This is a genomic window from Thalassoroseus sp., assembly GCF_984380535.1.
In genome coordinates this window covers 85,909-99,075 of sequence record NZ_CFHRBF010000012.1, presented here as the reverse complement: position 1 = coordinate 99,075, position 13,167 = coordinate 85,909, and the positions used below count along the sequence as shown (strand labels likewise).

Here is a 13,167-nt window from a genome sequence, read left to right as displayed (position 1 = left end):
CAGGCTCGCTGAGGCGAGCGTAAAGACGAGACAGGATGGAGCTATCTGCCCGATCGGATCCGAAGTAACGAATGAATGACTGGTGTGTTTGATCACTTGTTTGTTGCTAGTTACAGTGTAGCGGCATTCAAGCAATTGCCGTTCGCCGACGCAACTCGCTAGGAAACCGTGATGCCACGCAGAGTTCGTTGTCCTTATCCAGATTGTCGTCACATGCAGCGCCTTGATGATGACATACCGCGGGAGAAGGTATCGTGTTCGTCGTGCAGCCGAGCGATTCGGCTAAGAAAGACCGAATCCCACGATATGTCAAGGACCCAATCAACATCCATCGGCTCCACTAGTTCACACGGGCCGTCAGAGCCTCCGCGAAAGATCGGCGGCTTTGAAGTGGGGCGGTGTCTCGGTTCGGGGACCTTTGGGGAGGTCTATCGCGCGTATGATCCGGAACTGGACCGCGATGTGGCACTGAAGCTACCAACAGTCAATACACTCAAGTCTAAGAAATCTCGAGAACGGTTCCTACGAGAAGCAAAAGCCGCAGCGCGGTTGCGACACCCGAACATCGTGCCAGTGTTTAAAGCTGGCCGCATTGGCGAGCAATATTTTATTGCATCGGCGTTCATCGAGGGTCAGACGCTGGCCGACGAAGTTAATGAGCAGCCGCTTGATTTCCAGCGCGCGGCCCGTATCGTGCAGAAGTTATCGGATGCATTGCATTATGCTCATGAGAACGGCATCGTCCATCGCGACGTCAAGCCTGAAAACGTGATGCTCGATAGCCGCGATGAGCCGCAACTGATGGACTTTGGCATCGCTCGTCTAGAAGAGTCGGCCGAGAAATTTACGCAGGACGGGCATGTTTTAGGCACTCCGGCGTACATGTCGCCTGAGCAAGCCGCCGGCAAGCAGGATGATGTCGGTCCGGCTAGCGACCAGTACAGCGTGGGTGTCGTACTCTACGAGTTGCTGACCAACCAAACGCCGTTTAGCGGCACGACAGCTGCGGTCGTGCTATTCAATGTTGCCAATTCGGAAGCCCCTGCTCCGACAACGATTAACACAAACATTCCGCGAGACCTGGAAACCATCTGCCGAAAAGCAATGTCTAAAGAAATTGGCCACCGCTATGCATCCTGCCAAGAACTCGCTAAAGACTTACAGAACTTCTTGGACGACGAACCGATTACCGCCCGCCCGTTGACTTCGCTGCAACGGGTGCAGCGCTGGGCTCGACGAAACCCCGCCATCGCTGGACTGCTAGGTACGGTCGCGACAATGCTGTTCGGCGTGGCGGTACTTTCGGCAGTATTTGCCGCTCGGCTGAAATTGGAACGTTCGCGCACTGAGGCCAAAGCGATCGAAGCCACCGAGCAGAAGCAGATCGCCGAAGACAAGGCATCGGAGGCTCTTCGCGAACGGCGATCAGCCGATCAAGCGAGACAGCAAGCGGAATTGAAGCGGCAGGACGCCGAGAAAAAGGCCGAAGCCGCTTTGGCGGCCAAACAAGTCGCTGACCAGAGAGCTGCGGAAGCGGACCGACAAACGAAAGTCGCCGACGCGGCTCGCTTAAAGGCGGAGAAACAATTCCGAAACGCTTATCGTGTTTATTACCAGGCCGAAATGAATCTCGCCAGTCGGGATTTTCTGAACCGAGACTTCGATAGTGTCCGCCGCCGCTTGCAAAGGACTAATCCAAATCAAACCGCCGGTATGGACCTCCGCGGCTTCGAGTGGCATTACCTGAATCGCCACATCCAAGCCGTACTGGCAACGCTCAAAGGCCATGAACGCGGTGTGACGGACGTCGTATTCAGCCCTGACGGGACGCTGCTCGCCTCGGCCAGCGACGACAAAAAGATTCTACTCTGGGATGTCGCAAGCTGGACGATTCGGCACACACTTGAAGGGCATAGCAGTCATGTGACGGGGATCGACTTCTCACCGGATGGTCAGCAACTCGTCAGCGTGAGCTACGACAAAAACATCATTCTTTGGGAGACGCAGTCCGGGAAGAAATTGCAGACATTGCGAGGGGGCCAACTCAAAGTTGGCGCAATCATCAAAGCTCACACTGATAGTTTGACGGACGTTGCATTCAGTCCGGACGGAAAGCGGATCGCCACGTCCGGCCGGGACAAATCAGTTTGCATTTGGGACGCAACAGCTGGCAACTTGCTGGCCAATCTCTCCGGGCAAGAAGCAGTGCCCACCGCCGTGGCGATTAGTCCTGATGGCTTGCACGTCGCCATCGCCAGCAAACCCTCATGTATTCTCGATATCGCGACTGGCAACGTCGAAGTTTCCTTCGATTCCGTGAATATCGGCATGGACGTCAGCGTGGATTATAGTCCGGATGGCCGATGGTTGCTCAAAGCCGGCGGAAGCTCGTTAGCAATGTTCGATGCCGCCACAGGCAAGAAACATTGGTTAATCTCTTCGAATTCGATGCTTCGAAACGCCGTATTCAGCCCAAACGGAGAGCAAATTGCAGCCACCACGGTCGATGGCTCGGTTCACCTTTGGAATATCGACGCTCGGCAGAAACTAGCGACTTTCGAAGGGCACGACACCGACGCAGTTGCCGTGGCTTTCAGTCCGGACGGTCAGCGGCTCGCATCCTGCAGCAAAGATGGCAGTATCAAGATTTGGGACGCGACGAACCAAGATGCTACTCCCGTCTCCATGCTATTCGGAGGGTCGGTTCAGGATATCGACTTTTCTCCAAAGGAACGTTTGCTGGCCTACGTCCACTATCGACAAACCGGACTTTGGAATCTGAAAACGAAAGCCGAAGCAATACCGATTGAGGCTTCATACCGGATCGCATTCAGTCCGGACGGGCGACGCCTGGCATCGCAATCAGGTCGCAATGTCATCAGCTGGGACGTCCGCACCCCAACAGACGTAATCAAGTTCAATCCGCCCGACAGTGTTCGCGCCATCGATTTCAGTCCCAACGGCCAGTTGCTCGCTGCAGGAAGTTGGAATACGGATCAGGTCCACATTTGGGATACGAATACAACAGAGGAAATCTGGACAATCAAATCGGAGCTATCTCAAATCTATGCCATTGCTTTCAGCCCGGACAGCCAGCGTTTGGCCGTCGCGGGTTACAGTCCCGACGTGGTCAACGTTTGGGGTCTCGAAGAGCGGAAAAAGCTGTTAACGCTCAAAGGACATTTCGACCGGCTCTACGATGTCGAGTTCAGTGCAGACGGTCAGCGTATTGCGTCCGTCGATGCCGACGGAGTACTCAAGCTTTGGGACGCTAAATCTGGTCAAGAAATCCGGACGATCCGAAAGCAATATGGCAATGCCCTGGCATTTTCACCAGATGGCCGAAGGCTCGTGTCCGGCGGTAAAAACACTTTGACAATCTTCGATGCCACGACGGGCGATGAAATGCTTACTCTTGTGGGAGCACCACACAACCTCCAAGCGATGGCCTTCAGCGCCGATGGTCGTGTGCTCGCTGCCGGTGGTGATGGGAACAATGGCCGCGGGGGTATGATCAGACTCTGGCATGCTGCACCCCTTGCCGATGAGTCTTCCGACTCACTGCAAGAGTCGCCATGAAATGAAATCGCGACTTGATCGATGGACGTCAACTGTCGCAGAACGTCCAAGAATTTGCTGACGTGAGTGCCGCCAGATCCCATCGCCATATGATCGTCGCGAAATGGGGGCTGCTGGGCAGCTGCTCGTCGCAGGTGAAGTCAAACAGGTTCTGCCGGCGGATAATGCGGAGTTACTGCGTTTGGGTTTTCCGTTGCGGGACAGGTTCACTGAAGCCGACAAGGAACACAGAGAAGACGAGAGGGTTCGGCGGATCGTCGCGGCGGGAGAATCACCGGCGGTGTTGGTTCTTGGTGGTGGGCACGACTTGAGCGACAACTTGCCAGCGGGTTGGAGGAGCGTCCGAGTCGACGTGAACGCTTGGCAACACCGTAGGAAACGGGAATAATGTTGTCTTTCTGAAATCCAAAACTGGGAATCTGGTCATAATCATGTCAATTCTATTGCCAGAGGTTTTCGGCGTATCGGCGAAGCCCGTGCGATCCTATATCGTCCGTGACGCCGTTGACGACAAATTCACAGCGGCTTTGGAGTCAGATCGTCAGATCGTAGTCTATGGATCATCTAAGCAAGGAAAAACGGCGCTAGTCTCGAAGTATTTACCGTACAAACAAAACATCGTCGTCAGTTTGACGCCGCGAACCAATGTTATCGACATCTACAACGCTATCCTCCGCCAGCTGGATATTAGAATTGAGACGGCCGCTGAAGAATCAAGTGCTACACAAGCCGGAGTAGCGACGTCCGTTGGCTTTAAAGCATTCGTGCCGTTTTTGGGTGGCGGCGACGCATCAGTGAAAACAGAAGCCAAATCGACTGGCAGCGAAAAGACTGCTTATGAAGAGGTGCCATTCAATTTAGAGCTACCGCAAGATGTGGCTGAGTTGATTCATAGAGTTCGTGACTCGATTGTCGTGATCTTAGAGAACTTCCACTACCTTGATGATAACAAGCAACAGCAATTTGCTTTCGATTTGCGAACATTCCAGGAACTCGGAGTCCAGTTCGTTATCCTCGGCGTTTGGCGAGAAAAGAATCGCCTAATTCAATTCAATGGAGACTTATTAGACCGTGTTACCGAGGTTCCTGTCGAACCTTGGACGGAGAGTGAGTTTGAGCTTGTCGCTGGCAAGGGGGCGACAGAACTCAATATTACACTTTGCGATCAATTGATCAAAAAATGCAGTGACGCGTCGTTCGCAAGCATCGGAGTTTTTCAAGAGTTATTGAAAGAAGTTTGCCAGCTTGCTGGTATCTGTGAGGCAGGCGCAACGATTCTTCACATAGAAGATCTTGAGTTGGTTGATCGTGCCATCGAAACAAAAGCTGAGCAATATGCAGCTAGGCATCAACGTGCTTTGGAATCAATTGCTGCCGGCAACGTAAGCACCTCTTCGAAAGACGGGCTTGCCCCTCTTTTCTTGCCATACTATCTGATAAAAGTACTTCTAGACGCAGGCTATGATGGAATTGCGTCCGGCATGCGAAGAGCGACTATCCAAGAGCGGATACGTGCTGAACATCATCGGGGAGAAGATGTTCGAGGTTCCGATATGAGTAATTTGCTGCACAATCTTGCAAAGTTGCAGGCTAACAAAAATATTACGCCGCCAATCATCGACTACGATAGAACCAGCAAGTTACTCCAACTGGTCGATTCGACTTTCTATTTCTTTCTGCGGCACGCCGATTTGGAGCGAATTTCGGAAGAAATTCCTAACCCGTTGGACGAGTAAATGAAAAAGCCCGGTGACAGCCATCACAACCACCGGGCGGGAATTGTCGGTTTCGTCGTCAATTCGCCGTGGGCAAGTAAATCCGCCGATCGGCAACTAAGTCGTCGACAGTCATCTCCAATACTTACGCGATGGCCTGAAGCGTTCCTTTGGCTCTCCCGTGTGATGTTCGGCAAGAAAGAAACCCGGCGCGGAAGTGCGACGGGCTCGGGGTGGTTGGTTCGGTCAGTTGGTATCGTCACGCCACCACAACCGGGCTTCACACCTAGCACCGATCGAGTGGCAAGAGGGCGGTGCCATCATCGAAGAACGTGGCCGCCCCACTCCAGATAGTTCCTATCTGGGAGCCTGCATGATTTGCCGTGAATTCCGCTGCGATCGCCGTCGCTACGCTGCTACTCAGTTTGGGTTTGTGAATGCGAGGCGGTTGGAACCAGTGTCCGGTTCCCAGAAGAACAACGCATTCAACGCAGTCATGTCGTTCGGTTCGTTCGTCAGGGGAGTGACGACGTGGAAGGCGTTGCCGTTCACGAACGATCGCGGAATCGGATCGATCACAAAGTCGAAGTCCGCTTCGGGCGAATCGTCGTTGACCGCCAACCGATTTCGACCGGTTTCCGGATCCCAGAAGAACAAATCGCTTTGTCCGTCTAGGTTGAAGTCGCCGACGGCGATCTCGGTGAAGGCGTTGCCGTTAATAGCGGCCGGAGGCAATACGTTGGTGGCGGCACTTTCGAATTCCGTAGTGTCGCTGGGAACGCCCGGTTGCAGGAAGATCATGCGGTTGCGTCCCGATTCCGGGTCGCTGAAGAACAACTCTTTGGTGCCGCCCGTTCGAAACTGACCGATTTGCACATCCGAGAACTCGCCGTTGATTTGGACCATTGGGATCGGTTTGGTCTGCACGTTGTCAAACTGACTGTCTTCCCCGATAACCACAACGTCCAAGTGTGCTAAGCGGTTGGTTCCCGGTCCCGGTTGCCAGAAGAACAAGTCATCCGTGCCGCCACCATCAAGGTTGCCTGCAACAATCCGTGAGAACATATTGCCATTGATGGCCGCTCGCGGAATGATGTCGGTTTCCACATTGGCGACTTCAATCCCGCCTGGCGATCCGGCTTGAAGATGCAACAAACGGTTTCGACCGGTTTCCGGGTCCCAGAAGAACAAGTCGTCTCCGCCGCCACCGTCAAAATCACCGGCCACGAACTCTCGGAAGTTTCCGTTAATCGCCGCGGTCGGCACTGGATTTTGAATCACGCTGCCGTCACCGAGTACGACCACATTGCGACCATCGATCGGACTCCAAAAAAACAAGTCGTCCTGTTGGGCCGGATCGGCTTGACTGTCATCGAAATCGCCCGAAAGCACTTGGCTGAAGAAGTCGTCGATTTCGTCGGGTGAAATCGATTGAGACTCCCGTTCACCCAAGATGTCCGCTTCGGGTGTTGGTTCGGCCGTGGAACGAATTTCAATGACGAAATCGTTGCCGTCACCACCTTGGTAAGTGGCCGTAGCGGTGAGATCGCTGGATAATCCCAATTCCGAGGTGACATTTGCCCCTTCGGAGACGTTGCTGAACTGCCCGTTGATCGAATCGTCTTCATCGTTGGCGATGAGCACGTAGTCATCGCCCGCATCGACTTCCGGCGAACCAAGATTTTCAAGATCGAGCGTGACATTGTTTTCGATCGTGACCATTCCGGTGACGTTCAACTGATCGTAATCGTCACCCGCTTCGGCTCCGTTGGGATTGTCGTCCTGCACTTCGGCGGTGTAGGTCGATCCGCTTTGGATCGTGAGATTGTTGTAGTTGCCGATCCCCGGACTGTCACCGGGAGACAGATTACCGCTGACTGCGGTGCCACTGCCTTTGGTCGTCGTGACATTCACGTCGTTGGCGGCATCGAGAGTGATGTTTCCATCAGCACCCGGCGAACCGTCGGGGGCCGATCCGCCAACGGCGCAGATCGTCATTCCGATGATCGAACCGTTGTCACTGGTGACGGTCGTGGTACTGGCATCACCACCGTCTCCGGAAGTGGAGTCGCCGCCGTTGCTGATCAGCGTGTCGAATTCGACGGTTTGACTCGCTCGGACATTGACGGAACCGCCTGAACCGCCTGCACCGCTGCCTTGTCCACCCGCAGCGGTTCCAGTGCCCATCGTGATGGGCCCGGAAGCACTGTCGATATTCAACGATCCGCCGGTACCACCGGTCGCCGCACTGGCCCCATCTGAGACGGTGCCCGCATCTCCACCGGATGCGTCGAACGTTGCACCGGTCGAGTTCGTAATCCCGGCGTCGGCTCGCAACTTGAGAGTCGCTCCGGTGCCTCCGGTACCTGCTCCCTGACTGCCGCCGCTGCCGTTTTGCCCGTCGCCTCCAGCAGTGGATGCGGTATCCGTAACCGTTAGAGTTCCTGCGACGGCATCGACGGTGAGCGAACCGGCGGCTCCACCGGATCCACCGGAAAACGAACCGCCTCCGGAACCTTGACCGCCGTCACCACCGGCCGTGGCAACCGACGCGATCGAAATGTCCCCCGCCTGAGCGGTGACGGACAGACTTCCTGCGTTCCCGCCGTCACCGGCGGTGGCATTCATTCCGCTTCCGGTGTCGCCGCCCTGACCGCCGCTCGCGGAGATCACACCGGTCGATTCGATGGCCATCATGTCGCTGGTTTCTGCGGTGATCGTGATCGAGCCGGCGTTGCCACCCGAACCGGCTGGGAATCCCATACCGCCAGCTCCCCCGTCTGCTAGGAACGACTCGCCCGTAATACGGTCGTCCGTGGTGACTTTCAGCGTTGCCCCGGAACCACCACTCCCGCCGGTTCCCTCGGGGCTCATACCGCCGTCGCCGCCGGTCGAGGAAAGCGTCATGGCATCGACCACTCCGCCGCCGGAAATGTTGACAGAATTGGCATTCCCGCCACTGCCTCCGCCGCCGGTTCCGTCGGCAGCGCCACCGACTCCGCCATTCGCGGTCGCCATCCCGATTGTCACGCCGGAGGTATTCGCCGTGACGCCGATTCCGCCTGCGTTCCCGCCGTCGCCGCCGGAACCTCCCATCACGGCTCCATTGCCACCGGCTCCACCGTCACTGGTGATGTTCTGAATGTCAACGGACATGTCGGAATCCGCCGTTGATTTGATCGTCACGGAGCCGCCATTTCCGCCATCTCCGCCGGGCATGCCGTCCGCTCCATTGCCACCAGCGACCGTGACTTGCATGCCTTCGATCAGGGTGTCGGCGGTTATTTTCACGGTCGCCCCGGAACCGCCACTCCCACCGGTGCTGGATTCCGACGCACCGCTGTCGCCGCCGGTTGCTGCGGCTGTCCCGAAGACGATTCCGCCGGAGTTCGCGGCCAAGTTAACGGTTCCCGCATTGCCACCGCTTCCGCCTGTGCCATCCGTTGCTTCGCCACCATCGCCGCCGCTGGCACTTGCCGTATCGGTTACGTCGAGAGCCATGTCTGACGAACCCGAGATTGTCAGTTTTACCGAGCCGGCGTTCCCGCCGTCACCGCCTACCGCTCCGTCACCCGCGTTGCCGCCATTGGATTGAACGCTGGCAGCCGTTGCAGTGTTGGCGTTGAAGGTCAGGCTTCCACCTGAACCGCCTGCCCCGCCGGTTGCGGACTGCGACAACCCACCGGAACCGCCGTTGACGTTCGCCGTTTCGATCGTTGCCGTCCCGCTGGTTGCGGAGAGGTTGACCGTCGCTCCGTTGCCACCACTCCCGCCGCTGCCGTCCGTCGCCATGCCGCCATCGCCGCCGGATGCAGATGTGACGCCGGTCATCACGAGGGCTTCGGTCGTGGCTGCGGACGCGGTGGCTTTGACCGATCCCGCATTTCCGCCGTCACCACCGACGGTTCCGTTGCCTCCATTACCGCCATCGGCGCGAACGTCGGCGGTCTCGATTTCGCTGGCATCGATCGTGACCGTCCCGCCAGACGCACCGCCTCCACCGGCATCGCTGTCGGACATTCCCCCAGTTCCGCCAGAGGCTTCGACAGTGTTGACGACAAGACTTCCATCGCCCGCCGTGAGAGTGACGGTGCCGGAATTGCCACCATCACCGGCGGTCAATCCCATTCCGTTGCCGCCGTCTCCGCCGGAGGTGCTTGTCGTGCCCGTCAATTCGAGGGCAGGGTCGGCCATTGCGGTCGCGGTGATCTTGACCGATCCGGCATTCCCGCCGTCTCCGCCTTGGTCGCCGTCGCCGGCCGTCCCGCCGTCGGCGATCGCCCCGACTCCGCTGGCTTGCTCAACTTTGACCGTAATCCCGACACCGCTGCCGCCCGCTCCGCCGTTGCCGCCCATGTCCGCGGTTCCGCCGTCTCCGCCGCTCGCGACGAGCGTCTGAAACATGACGGTTCCGTTGTTTGCCGTAACGGAGAGTGTCCCGGCATTGCCACCGGTTCCGGCATCGGCGGTGCTGCCGTCTCCGCCGTCACCTCCAATGGTCGAAACATCACCCGAGAGTTGGATGGCTTGGTCCGCATCGGCCGACGCCGTCAACGAGGCGGAACCCGCATTGCCACCGTCTCCGCCAGCATTGCCGCTCCCGGCATCTCCACCGGTGGCCGAGACGGAAGTTCCATCGATCCGAGCCGCACTGACTTCGATGGTTGCCCCCGCGGAACCGTCGGCTCCGTTGCCGCCATTGGTCGAGTTTCCGCCGTTGCCCCCGTTTGCCAGCAACGTGTCGAATCCGGCCATTCCATTGTTGGCGGTGAGCGTCAAAGAGCCGGCATTGCCCGCTCCACCACCGGCCGCTGTTGTTCCCGTGCCGCCGTCTCCGCCGGAGGTGTCCACGGTTCCCGAAAGATTGATTGCCATCATCGTGCTGGCGGTGGCCGTCAATTTTGCCGAACCCGCATTGCCGCCGTCGCCGCCTTGGCTGCCGTCTCCGCCGGTTCCACCGACCGCGATCAGGTCTTGACCACTGATGGCATCGGCATCGACCGTGATCGCTGCTCCCGCTCCACCGGCTCCGCCCAAACCGGTTCCGTTGGAACTTCCCGCATCGCCACCGTTGGCGTCGAGACTCATGAATTCCGCGTCGCCACTACTGGCCGTGATCGTGACGGAACCTGCACTCCCGCCGGAGCCACCATTGCCGTCCGCACCGCTGCCTTGTCCGCCGTTGCCTGCGGTTGCAGAGACCGTTTCCAAATCAACGGCCAGACCGGTTCCGCTCGCTTCCAGAGACACCGCTCCGGCGTTGCCTCCGTCCCCACCGGGATTCCCGTCGCCACCGCTTCCGCCATCGACGACGAGTGTCGATCCGACAATCGCTTGGGCAGCTGTGACGGTGATTGTCGCACCCGAGCCGCCCGCACCACCGATTGCCGGTTGCGGCGTCATCATCAGATCATCACCGCCTCCACCGCCTGCGGCCGAGAGGGTGTCGTAGGTAACTTGATCGGCGGAAATCGACATCGTACTGGCGTTGCCACCAGCACCGGCGGTTGTCTGTTCGGAGTCGCCACCGTCACCGCCATCGGTGCGAACGGTTCCCAACATTGCTTCACCGGTCGTGATCGAGATGTTGAGCGACGCTCCGCCGCCACCGTCCCCGGCATTCCCGGAAAGCCCCGTGTGTTGACCGCCGTCACCGCCCGTCATGATGACGTTCGCCAGATCGGCGGTTCCGTCGACGATCGTGACGCTCAGCGAACCCGCCGAACCCCCGGAGCCAGCGTTGCCCGCCGCTACCGTGCGATTACCGCCGTTTCCGCCTGTCGTTTGGAAATCCGTCACCGTGACACCTCCGACTGCGTTCGCGGTCAGGGTGACAGTTGCACCGTTGCCACCGTTGCCTGCCGCTCGAGACGAACCGATATCGAAGGAATCGTTTCCACCATTCCCGCCCGCCGCCAAGACCGTGCCCAACGTAATCGCGTTGCCCATGCCGTCGTTGCCATTCGCAGAGACGGTAATTGGAGCGGCATTTTGACCATCGGTTGCAGCCAGCGGGTCGCCTCCACCACTGCCATCAGTGCCGTCATCGCCCTCGGCCCCGGACGTGTCGATCGTTCCCATGAGTTCAACGAAAGTCCCGGCCGTGATCGAGACGCTGCCCGAACTACCACCGGGGTTCGTGGTTTCGATGGTGGTCGATCCCGTCACTGAAGCGTCTGCCGACAGGTTGACCGTGGCACCGTCGGTCAGAATCTCGGATCCGTCTTCGAAAATGAGATCGCGTCCGGCATTCAACGTGATCCCGTCGGGACCCATGTTCAGAACAACGCCCATTTGGAGCGTGATGTCCCGAGAGGCGGCGAGCGTGACCGAGCCGTTGACGTTCTCGATGGCGTCATTGGAGATCATAAAGTCCGAACTTCCGCCCTCACCAGCTCCGACCGAACCATCGGAGACTTCGCCATCATCGCTCGCCGGAGCCGCATCCACAATCAAGATATCTCTCGGATCCAACAACAAGGAACCTGCCGGTCCCGCGGTACCGTGTAGGTCAACGGATCCTCGGAATGCGAGCTGTTCGGCCCCGCTGACTTCAACCTGTCCACCGTGTTCTCCACGAACGGAAATGGAGCCGGCATAATCCGTCGAGCCATCCGCCCAGACGACCACCGTTCCCCCAACGCCTTCCGAAATTGCCTCGGCCGAGAGCGTCGCCGTCGCAGACACGGTCGTCGTCATTGCATTCGCAACGGAGGGATCTTGTCCTTGCCAACCGCCACCAACAAGGATCGTTCCGCCGCCGAGTTCTCCGTCGGCGGAAATCGTGGCACCATCGACCAACGCGACTTGCTCGCCGGTGAGGTGAATTGTTCCGCCCGGACCAGTGGCTGATGACGCATCGACCACTCCGTTGACGCGCAGCTCGCGATCCCCTTGGAGTTGCACGACTCCACCGTTCGACCGAATGGCGCCAGCCATCAAGACCGATTTTCCATCGATCTCCAATCCCGCAACCGTTATCGCGGACGCACCCGAAATGTGAACGTTCCCAAGACCTTCGGCATGAAATCCCCCAGTGAGAAATGCGAAATCCGCCGATTCCAAATTCAAATGGGGATCGACATTTTCGCCGAGTCCGCCATCGAGGATCTGCACCGCTGAGACGTCGAGCGTCAACTTACCCAGTTCAAGGACGTTCGTACCCGCTCCCAGAATTTGCGGACTGTCGGTTCCAAACCACACACCCTCGGAAAGCTCAAACTCATAGGAATCGTCAGTTTCGCGAACCGTCAGCGATTCCTCCGAATCTTCCTGGAAATTGTGCAGCGATAGTTCGCCGCCAAGCAGCGAAAATTCCGCACTCAACAGGGTTCGATCTTCGAGCACTTCTACCGACAACCCCATTGCGGTTTGCAGGCGAGGTCGGCGTCCCGCCGAGAGTGAAGCCGGCTGGAATCGATCCAGCAGGCGGCGACCTGCATTGACGGCTTGCTGCACGGTCTTCTTGACACCATCGACCGGGAACGCGGCTGCCGAGCGGAATAGTTCGCAGACTCCAGGAGCCGATTGGGTTGGTTCGACTTCATTCTTGCCGCGACATAAATGGCGAGAAATTGCCCGTTCAGAAGTCTCGACTAAATTTCGAGTCGCTCGCACTGGTACCGTATTCTGCTGATCTCGCATGGTTCATCCATTTCCATTTCAACGTGCCGTTTAGTTTTTGCGGGGTCATTCTCCACTAACGGTCCGTCGACAGAAGGATGCCAGCGAGTCCACATGCAAAGGAGTTAACATATCGAAATACGAAATTGCATTGCATGGGTAGAACTGGCAAATTAGGCAGGGGCATTTCCCCACACGACTTTGCAACAGAGCAATTGAGTTACGCCATTCACATTTACGAATTCTGGAT

4 protein-coding genes are annotated in these 13,167 nt (G+C 57.8%); 3 read left to right on the top strand and 1 reads right to left on the bottom strand.

Annotated features, from left to right (window positions below; all coding sequences use genetic code 11):
- Nucleotides 1-306 precede the first annotated feature (306 nt).
- From AC5DDB_RS17400 to AC5DDB_RS17390, 3 genes are all read left to right on the top strand, one after another.
- Nucleotides 307-3,579: a protein kinase domain-containing protein gene (locus AC5DDB_RS17400; protein ID WP_491741018.1), complete on the top strand. Its 3,273-nt coding sequence runs from the start codon at nucleotides 307-309 to the stop codon at nucleotides 3,577-3,579.
- A gap of 103 nt (nucleotides 3,580-3,682) precedes the next feature.
- Nucleotides 3,683-3,967: a hypothetical protein gene (locus tag AC5DDB_RS17395; protein WP_491741017.1), complete on the top strand. Its 285-nt coding sequence runs from the start codon at nucleotides 3,683-3,685 to the stop codon at nucleotides 3,965-3,967.
- Between the two features lie 43 nt (nucleotides 3,968-4,010).
- Nucleotides 4,011-5,315, top strand: a complete 1,305-nt coding sequence (locus AC5DDB_RS17390) for a hypothetical protein (protein ID WP_491741016.1) — start codon at nucleotides 4,011-4,013, stop codon at nucleotides 5,313-5,315.
- Between the two features lie 399 nt (nucleotides 5,316-5,714).
- On the opposite strand, the gene AC5DDB_RS17385 is transcribed toward AC5DDB_RS17390, so the two are convergent.
- Nucleotides 5,715-12,938, bottom strand: a complete 7,224-nt coding sequence (locus AC5DDB_RS17385) for a beta strand repeat-containing protein (protein WP_491741015.1) — start codon at nucleotides 12,936-12,938, stop codon at nucleotides 5,715-5,717.
- Nucleotides 12,939-13,167: the final 229 nt, after the last annotated feature.

Coding starts and splice junctions, on each gene's coding strand:
- AC5DDB_RS17400 (WP_491741018.1), top strand. CDS start 307: ATGTCAAGGACCCAATCAACATCCATCGGCTCCACTAGTTCACACGGG.
- AC5DDB_RS17385 (WP_491741015.1), bottom strand. CDS start 12,938: ATGCGAGATCAGCAGAATACGGTACCAGTGCGAGCGACTCGAAATTTA.
- AC5DDB_RS17390 (WP_491741016.1), top strand. CDS start 4,011: ATGTCAATTCTATTGCCAGAGGTTTTCGGCGTATCGGCGAAGCCCGTG.
- AC5DDB_RS17395 (WP_491741017.1), top strand. CDS start 3,683: ATGGGGGCTGCTGGGCAGCTGCTCGTCGCAGGTGAAGTCAAACAGGTT.